This is a genomic window from Pseudomonas sp. AN-1 (genome assembly GCF_034057115.1).
Classification (GTDB): domain Bacteria; phylum Pseudomonadota; class Gammaproteobacteria; order Pseudomonadales; family Pseudomonadaceae; genus Geopseudomonas.
The window spans coordinates 1,820,007-1,837,448 of sequence record NZ_CP139195.1 but is presented as its reverse complement, the minus strand read 5'-3'; the positions used below and the strand labels follow the sequence as shown (position 1 = coordinate 1,837,448).

The following is a 17,442-nucleotide window of genomic DNA, read 5'->3' as shown; positions in this document are numbered from 1 at the left end:
TGCAGATGGGAGGGGGCGTTCGCCCCCTCCTGGCCGGCTGCAAGGGATTACAGGCTGGCGTTGAGCGTCAGGGCGTAGATGTTGCGCTTGTAGCTTTCGTTATTTCTCGGCGTAGCATCGGAGTCGTTCTCCGAGTACTTGTAGCCGATGCCGACGTCCAGCCAGCGACGCATTTCGTAGGTCAGGCCGATGCCGAAGCTGTCGAGCTTGTCTTCGCGGGTGATGTCCTGGTACTTGCGGTCGCTGCGGGTGTAGCTGACGTTGGAGGTCAGACGCTCGGCCCAGTCATGTTCCCAGCTCAGGGTAGTGGTCTGGGTCTTGATGGTGGATGCGTTGTCCTCGCCCTCGTCGAAGCCGCGGCGGGTGTTCAGGTTGAAGCGCGAGTAGGTACGCGGCTCCCAGGTGGCGCCGACTTCCCACATGCCGGTGGACTTCTCGCCGACGCGCGAATCGTCGAAGTCCTTCTTCTCGCGACCGAACTTGGCGGTACCGGTGGTCTTGGCGGTGGCTTCCCAGGTCAGACCGGCAAGCAGGCCGGTGTTGTCACTGTTCTTGCCGCGGCCGCGAGTATCGGTGTAGTCGTAGTCGGTGTAGCGACCCTCCAGCAGGGCCTTGGTTTTCGGCGCGATGCGGTAGTAGAAGGTGCTGCGCAGCGCGGTGGTGTCGCGCTCCTTGTCGGCATTGAGGCCGTTGCTGTTGGTGTAGCGCAGTTCCTCGTAGTTGGTACCGAAGTCGATCTGCGCGCGGGCGCTCTGGGCGCCGAAGGTGTACACGCCACCGACGCTCTTGGTGTTGTACATGTCGTTCTCGACATTCTGGTCGACCGAAGCGGTCTCCTCGATGTCGTGGTAGCCGGCGTTCAGCTTCAGGCGGTTGCGCGCATCGAACTCGAAACCGGCTCCGGCGGTCAGGTGATGGTCGGTGTTGTTGTCCTTGTGGCTCGAGTGAAAGGTGTCGCTGACTGCGGTGTAGCTCAGCTTGTAGGCGCTCTTGCGGCCTTCGGCGCCGAGGCTGAAGGTCGGGGCGATGGTGGTGATCCAGGACGACTCCTCGTTGCGTTCCACTTCGCGGAAGTTGTCGTCGTAGCGCTCGCTGACCTGCAGGGTCGGGGTGAACTCGAGGCCGTCGGCCAGCTTGATGCTCGCGGCCTCCAGGGCCAGCACGCTGCTGCTGGCGGCGGAGACGGCCAGCGCCAGCAGGCTGATGTGCAGTTTCTTGCTCATTGAAAAAAGTTCCTTTCCTGCAAGGGGCAGGGGATGATTACCAAGATGGCGACGGGAGCATGTCGCCATCGGGGGGGGATTCAGTCTGTGTGCGGATCAGCTACCGCTGGCAGTGCCGCCGCTGCCGCCGGAGCCGCTCGGGATGCTGCCAGTGGTGGTCGAAGTGATGCCGCCGCCGGCGCCGCCGTTGTCGTTGCTACCGCCATCAACGCCTGTAGTCGCGACCGCCTTGCCGTTCTCGCCGATGCTCACGCTCAGGCCGAACTTGGTGCCCGCTTGGTTGGCGGCGGAGGCGACGTCGCCCTGGCTGGCCGCCGGAGCGTTGTCAACAGCTGCCTTGGCGACTGCCTTGGCTACCTCGGCGCTCGGTGCAGCGGCTACGGCGGCGCGGGCGATGGCTGCTGCCGCCTGCGGTGCTGCTTGGACTGCTGCCGCGATGATTGCCTCTGCGGCTTCCGGAGTTGCGGCGGCAACCAGGGCAGCGACGGCTTCGGCAAGAGCCTCGTCGGTGGTGGCAGCTGCGATGGCCTGGGCCTGCTCTGCGGTCACGACGCCTGCGGCGACCATCTTGTCAGCGGTTGCTTGATCCGCCATGGCCTGGCCAGAGGCCAGTGCCAGGGCGATGGAGAAGGCGGTAAGGGTTTTACGCATGTTCAACGTCCTCGTTGTTTACAGCTGGTGAACTTGCCGATATCGGTGTGGCAAGGAGATATCAGAGGTGCAGCGCAGGCCTGCAGAATGTGCGCATGAGCTGCAGATTGTATCTATCGGCAGTTCAGCGGCTTTCTACAGACCGGTCTCGATCGTCACTGTGCGCGCATTTTGCCTGTATTGCTCTTGCAAGGCACGGGCCAATTGCCGTTTTGCGATGTCTTCGCCATGCACCAGGCGGATTTCGCTCGGCCAGTGGCGCATGCGGGTGACGAAGCTGACCAGTCCCTGCTGGTCGGCATGGGCGGAGTAGCCGCCCAGGGTTTCGACGCCGGCGCGGATGTCGATGCGCTCGCCGTCGAGGTCGACGTAGCCGCCGCGCGGGCCGTATTGCTGGATGGCCTGGCCGGGCGTGCCCTTGGCCTGATAGCCGACGAACACCACATTGTGCCGTCTGTCGCCGAGCATTGCCTTGAGGTAGTCGACGATCCGGCCGCCGGCGCACATGCCGCTGGCGGCGATGACGATGGCCGGGCGGCCGCTCTGTGCCAGGTGGCGCACCATGCTCAGGTGGTCGCTGTGGCTGTCGACGGTGATCAGGTTGGCGAATCCCAGCGGGTTGCGGCCCTTGCCGACGCGGCGCAGCGCTTCCTTGTCCCAGTAGGGTTGCAGCTGCTGGTAGACCTCGGTGAAGCGGCTGGCCAGCGGCGAGTCGAGCACGATCGGCAGGCCGGGCCAGGGGTTGTCCTGCGGGGCGCCGCTCTTCTCCGCGGCGGGGAGCTTCATCCGCTGGATGATGTCTTCCAGTTCGTACAGCAGTTCCTGGGTGCGGCCGATGCTGAACGCCGGGATCAGCACGCTGCCGTTGTCGGCCAGGGCCTTCTCGATGACCGCCTGCAGTTGCCGGCGGCGGTTGGCGCGCGAGGCGTGGCGGCGGTCGCCGTAGGTGCTTTCCAGCACCAGGGTGTCGGCCTTCCACGGCGACTTCGGCGCCGGCAGCAGGGGCGTATGGGTGGCACCCAGGTCGCCGGAGAAGACGATGCGCCGTTTTTCGCCGCTGCCGCGATAGTGCAGGTCGCACTCCACATAGGCCGAGCCGAGGATGTGGCCGGCACGTTGCAGGCGGATGCGCGCGTGCAGTTGCGGATCGTCGACTATGCTGAACCAGGTCTTGTACGGCAGCGCAATGGTGCGCATCCCGATCAGGCTGAGATAGCGCTCGAGCAGTTTCGCGTCGCGGCTGACGCCGAGGCGGAAGGCGTCTTCCAGCACCAGCGGCAGCAGGCGGGCCGAGGGCTCGCTGCACAGGATCGGTCCCTTGAAGCCCGCGGCGAGCAGTTGCGGCAGGCGGCCGATGTGGTCGACGTGCACGTGGGTGGCGACGAGCGCCCGGATGTTCCGGGTGTCGAAGCCGATCTGCAGCTGCTCGGCGTTGCCCAGGCCGTCGGCGGAGGTTTCCGCTCCCTGGAACAGTCCGCAGTCGATCAGCAGGCTATGCTGGTTATCCAGCAGCAATTGGTGGCAGGAGCCGGTGACGCCGTGGGCGGCGCCGTGATGCAGGATTTGCGGGTAGGCCATGATGTCAGTCCGTTAACGGGGCCGTGGTTGCCGCACTTCGGGCACGCTACCGCCCCAGGATTTTCCGTCATATCCTGAGAACGTGGCTTTGTGCATATGCATGCCAGCCGGCTACACGCAGCTTGCGTGTCCGGTTCGGCAGTCGAGTCGAGATTATGGGGGGTGCTACTGGGGTAGCCCTGTTCCCTGGGTCCGTTTATCAGCCATTTATTGTGTGGTCTGTCACAGGCTCCTGTCTGTAAGCTTTTTTCCCTATTCCGGTTATTCGGCCTTGCGAATGCTTGATAGCGGCACGCGGACTTTCTGTTCCCGGTGCAGTATGTTCATCAGCAGTACCACGCGTTCGTTACCGTCCATGGACAGGAAGATGGCTTCCAGCTCGGCGAAGGCGCCGTCGTTGAGGCGCACCCTGTCGCCGGCTTCGAGCAGCTGTTCGGTGGGGACGGCGCAGCAGCGCTGCTGCAGGCAGTCGATCAGTTCCTGGCTGACGGGCAGGGGCTGGTTGCCGAAGCCGACCACGCGGCTGACGCCGCGGGTGGAGCGCAGCGGTGCCCAGTTGTCGAGCTGGCTGAGCTGGATGAACAGGTAGCCGGGAAACAGCGACTCTTCGAGCATCTGGCGCTGTCCGCGCAGCAGGCGTTCGCGGGTGTGGCGGGGGCGGTAGCAGGTGTAGCCCTGGCGCTGCAGATTTTCTTCGGCGCGCTCGTCCTGGCGCGGCTTGCACTGGATGAGGTACCAGGCGGGCTGCGGGCTGGATGCTTGCTGCTCGGGCGTGAGGCTGCTGCTCATGCGGTTTTCGTCCTTGTCTTGCGATCGGTCGGCGCCTTCGGCGACGCCCACCCTGCAAGTTTTTTACGTATACCCGGATTCTGCCATGTGTCGGCGCTTTTGACATCCACATGGCATCCACTTGGCATGCAGCATGTCGGATGACGGCTTGTTGGCGAGCCTGATCGGGGCTCCGCAGTCCCGGTAATGCTGAAGTGACCACCCGACGGCGAAGTGCCGCCCGGTGAACTACCTTTGCAGAAAGGCTTAACCTTTTATATGGGCAATGGTGGTGTTCATGAGCGCGAACCGGGCTTCTCTCCGTTATCGGCTGTTGCGCCTCCCTTCAGGCCACAAGCGCCTGCTGCAGCTCGCGACCGATGTGCCGCTGATCTGGCTGGCGTTGTGGCTGGCGCTCCACGGGGGGCTGGGCGATGCCGGTCTCGTCGAGCCCTTCGGCCACCATGCCTGGCTGTTCCTCGTCACCCCCGCGCTGGCCGTGCCGGTGTTCATTCGCCTGGGGATGTATCGGGCGGTGATGCGTCGCCTCGGCAATGCCGCGCTGTTCGCCATCGCCAAGGCAGTGAGCCTGTCGGCCCTGCTGCTGGCGCTGGTCGTCCTCCTGGCCGGCGAGGCTGCCGCCGCGGTGCCGCGCTCGCTGGTCTTCCACTACTGGCTGCTGAGCCTGCTGCTGCTGGGCGGGCTGCGCATCGCCATGCGCCAGTACTTCACCGGCGACTGGTTCAACCTGCGCGCGCCGTCCCTGCTGCGTCAGTCCGGGCTGCCCCGGGTGGCGATCTACGGGGCCGGCATGGCCGGCAACCAGTTGGTCCATGCCTTGATCGCGGGGCGCAGCCGGCGTCCGGTGGCGTTCATCGACGACGACCTGCAGCTGGCCCACCGGGTGATCGCCGGGCTGCCGGTGTATCCGCCCAACCTGCTCGAGCGCATGCTCAAGGAAACCGGCGCCGAGGAGATTCTGCTGGCGATTCCCTCGGCCAGCCGGGCGCGGCGACGGCAGATCCTCGACATGCTCGAGTCCTGCTCGCTGCCGGTGCGCACCATGCCGAGCATCGCCGACCTGGCCGGCGGGCGGGTCAAGGTCGAGGATCTCAAGGCGGTGGACATCGCCGACCTGCTGGGGCGCGATCCGGTGGCGCCACGGCCCGAACTGCTGGAGCGCTGCATCCGCGGCCAGGTGGTGATGGTGACCGGGGCGGGCGGCTCCATCGGCGCCGAGCTGTGCCGGCAGATCCTCGACGGCGGGCCCACCGTGCTGATCCTCTTCGATCACTCGGAGTTCAATCTCTACACCATCCAGAACGAGCTGGAGCAGCGCATCGCCCGGGAGAGCCTGCCGGTGCGCCTGTTGTCGACCCTCGGCTCGGTGCGCTATCCGGTGCGCATGCTCGAGGTGATGCAGATCTGGAAGGTCGACACCGTGTACCACGCGGCGGCCTACAAGCATGTGCCGATGGTCGAGCACAACGTGGCCGAGGGCGTGCTCAACAACACCCTGGGCACCCTCTACGCCGCCCAGTCGGCCCTGCGCGCCGGCGTGCGCAACTTCGTGCTGATCTCCACCGACAAGGCGGTGCGCCCGACCAACGTGATGGGCAGCACCAAGCGCATGGCCGAGCTGGTGCTGCAGGCGCTGGCCTGCGAGCCGCAGGTGGTGCTGTACGGCGAGCCCGACCTGCCGGCGCAGCCCAACCGCACCCGCTTCGTGATGGTGCGCTTCGGCAACGTGCTGGGCTCTTCCGGCTCGGTGATCCCGCTGTTCCGCGAGCAGATCCGCCGCGGCGGGCCGATCACCGTGACCCATCCGGAAATGACCCGCTACTTCATGACCATCCCCGAGGCCGCGCAGCTGGTGATCCAGGCCGGCTCCATGGGCGACAGTGGCGACGTGTTCGTGCTGGACATGGGCGAGCCGGTGAAGATCGCCCAGATGGCGGAGAAGATGGTGCATCTCTCCGGGCTGACGGTGCGCTCGGAGGCGAATCCCGATGGCGACATCGACATCGAGTTCACCGGCCTGCGTCCGGGGGAGAAGCTCTACGAGGAGCTGCTGATCGGCGACAACGTGCTGCCGACCGAGCACCCGATGATCATGCGCGCCAACGAGGTGCACATGCCGTGGGAGGAGCTCAAGGCGCTGATGGTCGATATGGTCCAGGCGATCCGCGTCGACGACTACCCGCGGGTGCGGGAGCTGCTGTGCCGGATCGTCAGCGGCTACACGCCGGATGCCGATGTCGACTGGCTGCACGGCCAGGAGGAAGCGGCCCCGTCCGCGGCCCGGGAGCTGGGCGACGAGGTGAGCGAGGCGGTGGGGTCGGGAGGGCGCGGGCGCTAGCGCCGCGGGCTGCCGCCGGGCCGGAGCGGCGGCGGCGGGCTCAGTCGTTGAGGTGGCGCAGGAACAGCGCCGTTCTGAGCAGTCGGGAGGGGGTCCGGCAGACGCGCAGGAAGGGTTGCTGGATGGCACCGAAGGCGCGGAAGAAGCGCTCCACGGGTTCGAGCATCGAGCCCTCGAAATCGAAGCGCCGGGTGACGGTCGCCGCGAAGCGGATCGCTTCCCACATGCACAGGCTGGTGGCGCCGCTGTTGCGCAGCTGGGGATCGCCGCCGCCCATCAGGTAGTAGGCGCTGTTCTCGTCCCAGATCAGATAGACCCCCGCATGGTGGCGTCCCTGCTCGTCTTCGGCGATGAAGATCCGGCGTGCCTGGCGGGCGCTGCAGGTGCGGTCGAGTCGCTCCATCAGCGATTCGCTGTGGGGCGGTGGCAGGCCCTGGCGATCGAAGGTCAGGCGGTTGAGGGCCAGGAATTCGGCGAGGCCGAGATCGTCGCGGATGTGGATCCCGAAGCGCTGCTGGGCCTTGCGGATCTCGCGGCGGATGTTGTCCTGCAGGTCGTTCCACAGCGCCTGCGGGTCGCTCAGGTCGGGCAGGATGTAGGTGTAGCGGGTGGTCTGCCGGAAGCCCTTGCCCGCCGGCAGTCCGCCGCTCTGGCTGTAGTGCCAGTTCTGGGCGTAGTGATGGCAGTCCGGCAGGCGCTCGATCAGGGCCTGCACCAGGCCGTCGCGCCGGGTGCAGGTCGCGGCCGGCCCGCCGTCGTCTGGCCGCAGCCAGGGGCCCAGCGTCTGGGTGAGGGCGGGCTGGGTGAGCAGGGTCAGACCCAGGCGCCTTTCCGTGTAGTAGGGCAGGGTCGCCACTATCCTGCCGTGCCTTTCCACGAGGGCGACATCCCAGTTGTCCTCCCCCGCGGTGGCGTCGAGCCACCAGGGCTGGCTGAACAGGGGAATCGAGCGTTCGGTTGCGCACAGGCGTCGATAGGCATCTTTGTCGTTCACGATTGGCTTCGCACGAGGCTGATTCGGTTTCGAGGGGCTGCGGCAGCCTCCTCAGTTGCTGGTCTGGGTCTGCCTCCGGGCATCCGGCGAGGGGCAGGCGAATATGTTCGGCAAGGCCCGTTCCAGCTTCTCGTCCAGCTTCTCGGTCAGCGACAGCACGTAGGGGACGTTGAGGTGCTCGGCGTCGCGGTACATCAGGTGGTCGTTGGTCACGGTGATGCAGGTCCGCGGCGTGCAGAAGTACTCCGACATGTCGATCAGGCGCAGGTTGCCGAGGCTGCGCAGCAGGGCCAGGGAGGGATCGGTTCCGGCCAGGGCCTGCTCGCGCGGCTTGGAGCAGGCCAGCGCATTGGCCGGGTGCCGGGCTATGCAGGTGGCGGCGTCGAAGTCGAACGCGGGGTTGTCGCGGATGGCGATCACCGGAATGCCGAGGCTGTCCAGCTTCTTCCATTGCTCCACGTAGGACGGCGGGACGTGTTCGGGCGACTCGGGGCGGGTCGCTCGCGTCGAGTTGGTGACGACCGCCACGGGCCTGAGCAGGGTCAGTTGCTCGATCAGCAGGCGGTTCCATTCGATGCACGAGGGGTCGGAGTCGGCCAGCGGGCCGAGCGGGCAGGAGCTCTTGGTGATGTTGAGGATCTTCACGCGGCTTTCCTTGCCGATGGCGTCCAGCGCCGGCAGCCACTGGGCTGCGTGCGAGCCGCCGACCAGGGCGACCGAGGCCTGGGCGCTGGTGTCGCCGTAGGCGCAGATATTCACTTCCGGGGAGGTGATGTCCTGGTGGCAGCCGTCGGCGTAGGCGTCGGGCAGCAGATCCTTCACGGCGATCAGTTCGTCATGCGGGATCTGGCTGGCGTCCTGCTGCTCCGCGAGGCTGGTGAAGTCGTCGCTGTGGGCCTGCTGCAGACTGTCGTGCATCCGGGCGGTGATGGTGTGGTGGATGTAGTAGTGCCAGGAAGCGGCGGTGGCGAGCACCGGAGCGAGGAAGGCGACGCCGATCAGATAGGGAGCCCAGGTCCTGCCGGGCTCGAACTTCTTTTTTCGGAGGGGTTCCTCGATGTAGCGGTGCGTCGCCAGCGCCAGCACGACGGCGAGCAGGATGATCGCCAGCCCCAGGAGCAGGCTCGGGCGCCGGCTGCCGGTGTACTCGAGGGCGAACACCAGCAGCGGCCAGTGCCACAGGTAGATGCCGAAGGACACCTTGCCGATGGCGGTCAGCCAGGGATGGGCCAGCAGGCGGTTGGCCGCAGGCCTCGCGCCCCCGGCGCCGGCGACGATCAGTAGGACGGCGGCGCCGACCGGGATGGCGGCGATGTAGCCCGGGAACCGCTGGGTGGCCGGCACCAGCACGCCGCACAGCAGCAGGGCCAGGAGGCCGGCGGCGCCCATGCCGCCGCGCAGCGCGGCGCCGGGCTTGAGGTGCGGCAGCAGGAAGGCCAGCAGTGCCCCGGCGAAGAACTCCCAGGCCCGGGTGGCCGGATCGAAATAGGCGCTGGCCGGACTCCTGGCGGTTTCGAGCAGCGAATAGATAAAGGAGGCCGCGACTATGGCGGCCATGGCCGCGATGCCGGGCAGGGGCGAGCCGGACGCGGTCGAGCGCCCGAGCAGCGGGGCCAGGATCAGCGGCAGGAGGACGTAGAACTGCGCCTGGATGGACAGCGCCCAGAACTGCTGGACCGGGCTGGGGGGCAGGTCCCGCGCCAGGTAGTCCACCGAGGACTGCATCAGGCCGAGGTTCTCGATCTGCAGGGCGCTGTAGATGACCTCGCGGATGAACTGGGTCCACAGCGGCTCCGGCACGAAGAAGTAGCCGAGGAGCAGGGTGGCCAGCAGCACGGTGCAGGCGGAGGGGGCGATGCGCTTCACCAGGTTGCCCCAGAACCGCAGCGGGCTGATCCGCGCGCTGCTCTCGAGCTGGCGGATCAGCACCCCGGTCATCAGGAATCCGGAGATGACGAAGAACACGTCGACTCCGCCGGACACTTTGTTGATCCAGATGTGGTAGATGGCGATCAGGATCGCCCCCAGGGCGCGTACGCCCTGGATGTCGTCCCTGTAGGTGTCTCGTGCGTCGATCCAGTGGGCGGCGCTCATGGGCAGTCTCCTGGCTTGGCGAGGCGGGGCTCGGCGATCACGGCATGACCCAGCGGACGACCTCGAAGCTCTCGGCATACTCGGCGCCGATCTGCACGCCGCGCGTCCGGGCCAGGGCGAAGATGAACTCCTCGGAGGTGTAGTCCTTGCCCCGCTGCGACTGGTAGTGGCGGAGGGCCTCCACCTTGCGGCCGAGCTGTTCGGCCGAGACCTTGACGAAGACGGTGGTGTCGAAGGACAGGTTGTTCCACACCAGCTCGTAGCCGAGGATGGTGGTGCCCTTGAAGGCGCGCAGGCCTTCCCGGGCCACCGTCTGGTGGTCCTGGTGGATGTCCTTGAGCGAGGGCATCAGCACCAGGTCGAAGGCGTTGGCGCGGCGCAGGGCGATCAGCCCCTCGAGGATGTCCTGGCGCGCGAAGTTCAGCTTGCGGACCTCGTGACCGAGGACGATCAGGTTTTCCGGCGCGATGCCCAGGCTGGCGGTGGCCTGGCGTACCTCGGTCTTCAGGATGTCCCTGGGCAGGCCTTCGGGCACCGACTGCTCGGCGATGGAGAAGGCCACGTAGGTCACCCGCGCCCCCTGGTCGACCAGCCGGGCGATGGTGGCGCCGGCGCCCAGTTCGCCGTCGTCGGTGTGCGGTGCCAGGACGAGTGCATTCTTGAACGGCAGCATGGTGGTTCTCCTGTGGTCTGCGAGAGGGCCGTCAGTCGGCCCGGTCCCGGGCGGTCCCGGCCTTGAGGAGCCGGGTGCGGCCGGCGGCGCGGGCCTGCGCCTGCCCGTCCCCGGCAGCGACCAGTTGGCACAGCTCGCCCATGTTCAGCGACTGCAGCTCGTGTCGCTCGTGCAGCTGCCGGTAGTGGGCGAGGATCCGCTCCAGGAACGCGATGTTCTTCCCGGTGTGCGCGCCGAAGTTGTGCGGGTGCCACCAGAGGTGGAACAGCCGGTGGCGCAGCGCCGCGTCGGTCATCGCGTCCTTGATGCGCGCCAGGCGCAGCCCGTCGAACGGCGCCAGGCGCGGCGACCAGGGGCGCAGGAAGCGGCTGGCCGGAAAGTCGAAGGGGGGCTCGCGCGGGCCGTCCAGGGCGTGGGTGTTGTGGCCGCAGAGGTTGAGGTAGGCGTCCAGCAGGCGCAGCGCGCGGTCCGTGCGGTTGTTGGCGGCCTCCTCGCAGGCCCGGTAGATGCGGCCGTCCTCGTTGCCCCGATAGCAGAGGATGCCGTGGCGGAGGAGGATGTCGCGGTACTCGGGGTTCCACTGGTTCCTCGGCAGCACCAGGCTTCTCAGCTCGATCCCCCGCTGCCTGGCCAGGGCCACGGCGGCGCGCAGGTCCGCCTCGAACTCGGCGGGCGACTGGCCGGCTTCCAGGCAGTAGTAGTGGGAGAAGGTGTGCGAGGCGATTTCCTGGTGCTCGTGCCGGCCGATCAGCTCGATCAGCTCGGGGGCGAAGTGATAGGCCGGCTCCAGCTCCGGCGTGCGTGCGAGGTAGGCGTAAGGCGAGAGCGTCTCGTCGCGGTAGCGGGGCAGCAGGGCGGGCCGGTTGCGCTCCAGCTCGTCCCGGTCGCGGCAGAACAGGAAGCCGACCGTCGCCCAGGTGGCGTGGATACCGCGCTCGCGGAACGCCCGCAGCATGGCCGGGATCGCCTGCCGGACGCCGTCGAGGTTCTCCCGGTACTGCGCGATGCTGCGGTTGTCGCGCACGCCCCAGTACAGCTCGAAGTCGAGCGAGATGGTGAATACGCCGTGGCTGGGATGCATGGTGCGGCTCGCAGCAAGGGTTGGCAGGGCAATCGTTTCCGGCCGGTAGGGGCGAATTCATTCGCCGAAATGCCCCGCAAGGCGAATGAATTCGCCCCTGCAGCGGATCATTCATGCGCTGCCCCGGCAGGGGCGACGGCAGCGGTGCACGTGTTCAAGGAGTATGGTTCGAGGATGCGCCGCGGGGCTGCGGTTTCTTCCAGAAGCGCCGGACCAGGCGATGGAGCAGCTGCGAAGTCCGCTCCGGGACCAGGCCGAGGATGAAGCTCTTCAGCAGGCCGGGATAGACCGACAGCCGCGTGTCCGGGCGCAGCAGGAGGGGCAGGTTGCGGACGGCGAACAGCAAGCCGCGCTGCAGATAGCGGTTGAGGAACACCATGCCGACGATGGCCTGTTCCGGCGTCTCGATGCCGAACAGCAGCTCGGCGAACAGCGGCTGGTTGGCCAGGGCGAGTTCGAGCGAGGCCCAGAACTTCGCGTTGACCTCCATGAACACGTAGTCGTCGCGCTTCGGGCAGTACTTGAACTCGACCAGCCCCCAGCCGGAGTAGCCGAGCTGGGCGATGATTCTCCGCGCGTACTCGTCCAGCCTGGGGTCCGCGATGCTGCGCAGGGCGACCGCGGAGCCGCCGCTCGGCGGGATGCTGATGGCCTCGAAGTGCGCATGGCTGGTCAGGATCTCGCCCCGGCGGGCGATGAAGCCGACCCCGTAGGTGCCGGGGGAGTCGATGTATTCCTGGTAGATCAGCTCGTCCCGGCCGCTGGCGGGGATCTCCGCGGGCTGCCGGGCGATGCCGCGCCTGCCGCCGCCGCGCTCGCGCAGCTCCTTGAAGAAGGCCGGGTAGTCGCCGATGTCCTCGACCCTCAGCCAGGTTGTCGGCGTCGGCACCCGGCAGGCGGCCGCCAGGGCGATGATCCAGGGCTTGTCGAAGACGCGCAGCGCATCGCGGGTGAGCACCACGCTGCCGCAGGTCACGTCCCCGCGCTCCAGCATGAACTGGGTGGACCTGGCGCCGGTCGGCAGGATCAGGCCGTCGCCGGGCAGACTGTCCAGGTCGTGGTAGGAGACGAACCCGTCGATGTTGCGGCTGATGAAGCGTGTCTCGTCCTCGAAGAGCACGCCGACGATCCGGTGTTGCGTGTATTGCCTGAGCAGCCTGGCCAGCGTCTGCGACTGGTCGGAGCCCGGCGAGCAGAGGTAGATGGTCATTGGTAGCTCTGGCGGAACAGCTGGAAGTAGCGGATGCCGCAGAGCACTGCGGCGAGGGCGAGGAACGCCAGCCAGGCGAGGCCTTCGGGGAACAGCGTCAGGCCGATCGGCAGGGGCAGGGTGCAGGCCAGGGCCCACAGCAGCGCGCGGACGGTCGGCCTGAGCAGGCTGCCCGGCGAGATGCCGGCGCTGCCGCAGACCCACACCAGCGCCCCGCACCAGCACAGGGCGCTGCCGAGCGCGAACAGCGCGATGGTCAGCTCCAGGTCGCCCAGCATCGCGCCGGTCGCGATGGCGCCGATGCGGGTAGCCAGCAGCACGGCATGGAACAGCAGCTCGCGTTTCTGCTGCTCCAGCACGTCGAACAGCGAGCTGAGCGGCGAGGCCACGAAGGTCACGTACAGCCAGGGCGCCATCCACTGGGCGAAGTGGCCGGCGTCGTGCCAGCGTTCGCCGAACACCAGGGTGAACATCTGCGGCGCGGCGAACAGGATGATCAGCGCCGGCGGCATGGCGATCTGCGCCAGGCGCTCGTGGACGCTCGCCACCAGCGGCGCCAGCCGGCCTTCGCGGCGGGCCTCGGCGGCGTTGGCGAGGAACACGCCGCCGATGGCGGTGCCGATGACCGCCATCGGCGCCCCCAGCACGCGCTGCGCCAGGGTATACAGGCCGGCGGCGACCGGGTCGAACAGCGCGGCGAGCATCAGCGGCGGCAGCTGGCTGCCGGCGGTGTTGAACAGCCCGGTCCAGGTCGAGAACAGCGGAAAGCGCCGGTAGCGCCGGGCGGCGGCGAGGATGCCGGCGGCGGACACCTGGCGCAGCTGCGGGCTGTGCAGGAGGTGGCGGCCCAGGGCGAGAAAGCCCATGCCGTGCCCGCTGGCGTGGCCGAGCAGCAGGGCGAGGGGGCCCAGCTTGAAGCCCAGCAGCTGCACCGCCAGAGTGGTGACGACCTGCTTGATGCGCGTGCCGGCGATGTCGGCGAAGCGCTTGTGGCGGACGGCCCAGTAGTGCACGGCCAGGTAGAGGCTGCCGCAGAACACCCCGACCGGCAGCAGCCAGAGATGGCCGGCCAGGGCCGGCACGCCTAGCCGCGCGGCGATGGCATCCCCGGCGCAGAGCACCAGCACGGCGGTGAGCAGGCTGGTCAGGCATCCGGTCAGCAGGCTCAGCACGGTGACGTCGGTGGCCGTCTGCTCGTCCTCCGGCAGCGGGATGGCGATCTCGTAGCGCAGATTGGCCACCACCAGGAACACCGCCAGCAGGCCGCCGTACACCGCCAGCAGGCCGAAGTCCTCGGGGCTGAACAGACGGGTCAGCAGCGGTGCGGCCAGCACCATCAGCATCTGCCCGCTGGCGGTGCCGCCGACCAGCACGCTGACGCTGCGGGCGAACGGCTGGCGGGGCAGCAGCCGCCCGGCGCTGACGCTCAGCTGGCGGATCATCTTCATGCGCTCCGCAGGGCGGCGACGATCTGCAGCTGGTCGCCCTCGCCCAGGTAGGGATGCATCGGCAGGCTGAGCACCTGCTCGGCCAGCAGGTCGCCCACCGGCAGCACGGCGTCCGGATCGGCCACCGCCGGCTGGCGGTTGAGCGGGATCGGATAGTGCACCGCGGTGGGCACGCCGGCCGCTTCCAGGCGCTGCTGCAGGGCGCTGCGCTCGGCCACGCGGACGGTGTACTGGGCCCAGGCGCTGCGGTTGTGCGGCGCGACGTGCGGCATGGCCAGCAGCGCCGAGCCTTCGCGGCCGCAGCCGGCCGCGGCGAGCAGGCGGTCGTAGCGCGCGGCCACCTGCTGGCGCAGCTCGATCTCCTCCTCGAGGATGTCCAGCTTGGGCAGCAGGATGGCCGCCTGCAGGGTGTCCAGGCGGCTGTTCACGCCGACCCGCACGTGGTGGTAGCGGCGATCCTGGCCGTGGCGGGCGATCTGGCGCAGCACCCGGGCCAGCTCGTCGTCGCCGGTGAAGATCGCCCCGCCGTCGCCGTAGCAGCCCAGCGGCTTGCTGGGGAAGAAGCTGGTGCAGGCGATGGTGGTCAGGCTGCACGAGCGGCGGCCCTTGTAGCTGGCGCCGAAGCTCTGCGCCGCGTCCTCGATCACCGGCAGGCCGTGACGGGCGGCGATGGCGTTGATGGCGTCGAGGTCGGCGCACTGGCCGTACAGCGACACCGGCACCAGGGCGCGGGTGCGCTCGGTGATGGCTGCCTCCAGCAGCGCCGGGTCGAGGGTGCCGGTGTGTGGCTCGATGTCGACGTACACCGGCCGCGCGCCGAGCAGGGCCACGGTTTCAGCGGTGGCGACGAAGGTCAGGGCGGGGGTGATCACCTCGTCGCCCGGGCCGACGCCCAGCGCCATCAGGGCGATCTGCAGGGCGTCGGTGCCGTTGGCGCAGGTGATGCAGTGGCGGGCGCCGGAGAAGGCGCTCAGGCGCTCCTCCAGTTCGGCCACTTCCGGGCCGAGGATGTACTGGCCGTGGTCGAGGACGCGACGGATGCCGGCCTCGATGCGCTCGCGGATGCGCTGCTGCTGGGCTTGCAGGTCGATGAACTCGATCATTTCCGTGCCCTCTGGCGGGGGATGGGGCCGCTCCGGGTGGAGCGTGTCAGTAGGCGGCCTCGTCCATCACCTCGCCCAGCACGGCGCAGGTCTTGTCGATCTCGGCGTCGGTGAGGGTCGGGTGGACGAGGAACATCAGGCTGGTCTCGCCCAGTTCGCGGGCCACCGGCAGGCGCTCGGCCGGGCGCCAGCGGGTGTCGTCGAAGGCCTTTTCCAGGTAGACCTCCGAGCAGGAGCCGTAGAAGCAGGGCACGCCGCGGGCGTCGATCGCGGCGAGGATGCGGTCGCGGTCCCAGCCGGCGGCGAGCTGGCCGGGCTCGACGAACAGGTAGCACTTGTAGGCGGCGTGCACGAGCTCGGCGGGCAGGCGCGGCACGCGCAGGCCGCGCAGCTGGCGGGCGCAGTCCCAGATGCGCTCGGCGTTGGCCAGGCGGCGGGCGTGCCAGGCATCGAGGCGGCGCAGCTGGATGCGGCCGATCACCGCCTGCACCTCCATCATTCGCCAGTTGGTGCCGAAGCGTTCGTGCAGCCAGCGGAAGCCCGGCCCGGTGTGCGGGCGGTGCACCGCCTCCCAGCTCTTGCCGTGGTCCTTGAGCGACCACATGGTCGACCACAGCTCGCGGCTGTTGGTGGTGACCATGCCGCCCTCGCCGCCGGTGGTGATGATCTTGTCCTGGCAGAACGACCAGGCACCGACGTGGCCGATGGTGCCGACCGAACGCCCCTTGTAGCGGGCGCCGTGGGCCTGGGCGCAGTCCTCGATCACCTTGAGGTCGTGCTCGGCGGCCAGCGCCATGATCGGATCCATGTCGCACGGCCAGCCGGCCAAGTGCACGCAGATCACCGCCCGGGTGCGCGGCGTCAGCACGGCGCGGATGGTCTCGGCGGTGATGTTCTGCGAGTCGCGATCCACCTCGGCGAACACCGGCACCGCGCCGGCGTTGACGATGCTGGATACCGAGGCGAGAAAGGTGCGCGGCGTCACCACCACCTCGTCGCCCGGGCCGATGCCGAGGCCCTTGAGGGCGACGTCCAGCGCCACGGTGCCGTTCTCCAGGGCGATGGCGTACTCGGCGCCGGACCACTCGGCGAATTCCTTCTCGAACAGGTGGCATTCCTCGCCGGTCCAGTAGTTGACCCTGTTGGACAGGATGACGTCGCGCACCGCGTTGGCCTCTTCCTCCGTGAAGCACGGCCATGGCGAGAAGCTGGTGTTCAGCATGGTGAACCCCTCCGTGACGGTCAGGCTGGCAGAGCCCGGTAGCATGGAAAGTAGTGGGTCTGGTTCGGCATCCTGGCCGACAGTCGCTGGTATTCCTCGGGATCGAGGATCTTGCGGATCAGGCAGAAGTCGCGGGTCTGGCGCGAGAAGCCGGCCTTGAAGTTGAACAGCGAGTCTTCCCGGCAGCCCAGTCCGCCGCCCAGGCAGAAGTGGCGGCGGCCCTCCCGCGCGGCGTCGCGGCGCACGCTATCGAACATCAGCTTGGTGGGCGCCAGCGCGGCGAAGGCCGGCGCGGTACCGCCCAGGTGGTACTGCACGAAGTCGCCGCAGAAGATGAACAGGCCGCTGCAGATCGCCTGGCCGTCGAGCCGGCAGGTATACAGGCGGGCGTCGAAGCTCGGCGCCGCCAGCAGTTCGCGGTAGTAGCGTGGCGCGAAGAAGTAGTAGGGCTCGGCCTGCAGGTTGCGCATGGTCGCCTCGTAGTTGGCGACGAACTCGGCCAGCGCCTCGCCCGGCGCCTCGGCGTGGCAGGCGACGCCCAGGCGGGCGAGCTTGCGCAGGTCGCGACGGTGGTTGTCGCGGTAGTCGCCGAGTTGCTCCTGCTCCGGCCGGTCGAGGTCGATGAGCACCACCGGCCCCGAGCGCTGCAGCGTCTCGCCCGGCAGGGCCGGGGTGAGCAGCGGGTGGCAGCGCGAGAACAGGCTGACGTAGTCGCGCCGGGCCAGGTGGGCGAGCAGTTGCTCCCAGAGTCGGGCGAGCGCGTCGGCCGTCAGCTCGCCCCAGGCCAGCGGCGAGGGGTAGCCGTATACCGAGGTCAGGTCGCGGCGCGTGGAGCCGGCGACCGCCCGCTCCAGCAGCGGCAGCAGCAGGCCGCCGCGCGACGTGCGCACGGCGAACAGCAGCGGCTCGCCCTCGCCGCTGCCCTGGGCGATGCGGTGGTACTCCCAGGTGTGGTAGCAGTCGTGGCGCGGCGCCTGCGTGAGGGCCGTTGCCCAGTCGGCCGGGGTGCGGATCTCGTCGATATCCATGGCGATGCCC

Annotated in this window: 14 protein-coding genes; 1 reads left to right on the top strand and 13 read right to left on the bottom strand. The window is 68.4% G+C overall.

Going from position 1 to position 17,442, the window contains the following annotated elements; translation table 11 throughout:
• Positions 1-47: 47 nt before the first annotated feature.
• The 4 genes from SK095_RS08400 to rfaH all read right to left on the bottom strand — a co-directional run bounded on the left by SK095_RS08400 (position 48) and on the right by rfaH (position 4,241).
• Complete coding sequence (locus tag SK095_RS08400; protein ID WP_320548550.1) at positions 48-1,223, bottom strand: outer membrane beta-barrel protein; 1,176 nt, start codon at positions 1,221-1,223, stop codon at positions 48-50.
• Between the two features lie 96 nt (positions 1,224-1,319).
• Positions 1,320-1,874 carry a hypothetical protein gene (locus tag SK095_RS08395; protein ID WP_320548549.1) on the bottom strand — a complete coding sequence of 185 codons (555 nt, stop codon included), beginning with the start codon at positions 1,872-1,874 and terminating at the stop codon, positions 1,320-1,322.
• A gap of 135 nt (positions 1,875-2,009) precedes the next feature.
• Complete coding sequence (locus tag SK095_RS08390) at positions 2,010-3,452, bottom strand: MBL fold metallo-hydrolase (protein WP_320548548.1); 1,443 nt, start codon at positions 3,450-3,452, stop codon at positions 2,010-2,012.
• A gap of 261 nt (positions 3,453-3,713) precedes the next feature.
• The gene (gene rfaH / locus SK095_RS08385; protein WP_320548547.1) at positions 3,714-4,241 is read right to left on the bottom strand and encodes a transcription/translation regulatory transformer protein RfaH; all 528 of its coding nucleotides are present in this window, start codon (positions 4,239-4,241) and stop codon (positions 3,714-3,716) included.
• A 277-nt stretch (positions 4,242-4,518) separates the two neighbouring features.
• Between rfaH and SK095_RS08380 the strand changes: the two genes are divergently transcribed.
• On the top strand, positions 4,519-6,579 hold the full coding sequence (locus SK095_RS08380; RefSeq protein ID WP_320548546.1) for a nucleoside-diphosphate sugar epimerase/dehydratase: 2,061 nt from the start codon (positions 4,519-4,521) through the stop codon (positions 6,577-6,579).
• A gap of 40 nt (positions 6,580-6,619) precedes the next feature.
• Here the strand turns inward: SK095_RS08380 and SK095_RS08375 are convergent, their stop codons facing one another.
• The 9 genes from SK095_RS08375 to SK095_RS08335 all read right to left on the bottom strand — a co-directional run bounded on the left by SK095_RS08375 (position 6,620) and on the right by SK095_RS08335 (position 17,432).
• Positions 6,620-7,573: a GNAT family N-acetyltransferase gene (locus tag SK095_RS08375; protein ID WP_320548545.1), complete on the bottom strand. Its 954-nt coding sequence runs from the start codon at positions 7,571-7,573 to the stop codon at positions 6,620-6,622.
• A gap of 51 nt (positions 7,574-7,624) precedes the next feature.
• Positions 7,625-9,667 carry an acyltransferase family protein gene (locus SK095_RS08370; RefSeq protein ID WP_320548544.1) on the bottom strand — a complete coding sequence of 681 codons (2,043 nt, stop codon included), beginning with the start codon at positions 9,665-9,667 and terminating at the stop codon, positions 7,625-7,627.
• 37 nt (positions 9,668-9,704) lie between these two features.
• Positions 9,705-10,340, bottom strand: coding sequence for a PIG-L deacetylase family protein (locus SK095_RS08365; RefSeq protein ID WP_136488027.1), 636 nt, complete (start codon positions 10,338-10,340; stop codon positions 9,705-9,707).
• Between the two features lie 31 nt (positions 10,341-10,371).
• Positions 10,372-11,421 carry a polysaccharide deacetylase family protein gene (locus SK095_RS08360; RefSeq protein ID WP_320548543.1) on the bottom strand — a complete coding sequence of 350 codons (1,050 nt, stop codon included), beginning with the start codon at positions 11,419-11,421 and terminating at the stop codon, positions 10,372-10,374.
• 154 nt (positions 11,422-11,575) lie between these two features.
• Positions 11,576-12,631 carry a hypothetical protein gene (locus tag SK095_RS08355; RefSeq protein WP_320548542.1) on the bottom strand — a complete coding sequence of 352 codons (1,056 nt, stop codon included), beginning with the start codon at positions 12,629-12,631 and terminating at the stop codon, positions 11,576-11,578.
• The gene (locus SK095_RS08350) at positions 12,628-14,073 is read right to left on the bottom strand and encodes a lipopolysaccharide biosynthesis protein (RefSeq protein WP_320548541.1); all 1,446 of its coding nucleotides are present in this window, start codon (positions 14,071-14,073) and stop codon (positions 12,628-12,630) included. Before SK095_RS08350 ends, SK095_RS08355 begins: the two co-directional genes overlap by 4 nt.
• A 2-nt stretch (positions 14,074-14,075) precedes the next feature.
• Positions 14,076-15,182, bottom strand: a complete 1,107-nt coding sequence (locus SK095_RS08345; RefSeq protein ID WP_320548540.1) for a DegT/DnrJ/EryC1/StrS family aminotransferase — start codon at positions 15,180-15,182, stop codon at positions 14,076-14,078.
• A gap of 46 nt (positions 15,183-15,228) precedes the next feature.
• Positions 15,229-16,404, bottom strand: coding sequence for a DegT/DnrJ/EryC1/StrS aminotransferase family protein (locus SK095_RS08340; protein ID WP_320548539.1), 1,176 nt, complete (start codon positions 16,402-16,404; stop codon positions 15,229-15,231).
• 20 nt (positions 16,405-16,424) lie between these two features.
• Complete coding sequence (locus SK095_RS08335; protein WP_320548538.1) at positions 16,425-17,432, bottom strand: GNAT family N-acetyltransferase; 1,008 nt, start codon at positions 17,430-17,432, stop codon at positions 16,425-16,427.
• Between the last annotated feature and the right edge of the window lie 10 nt (positions 17,433-17,442).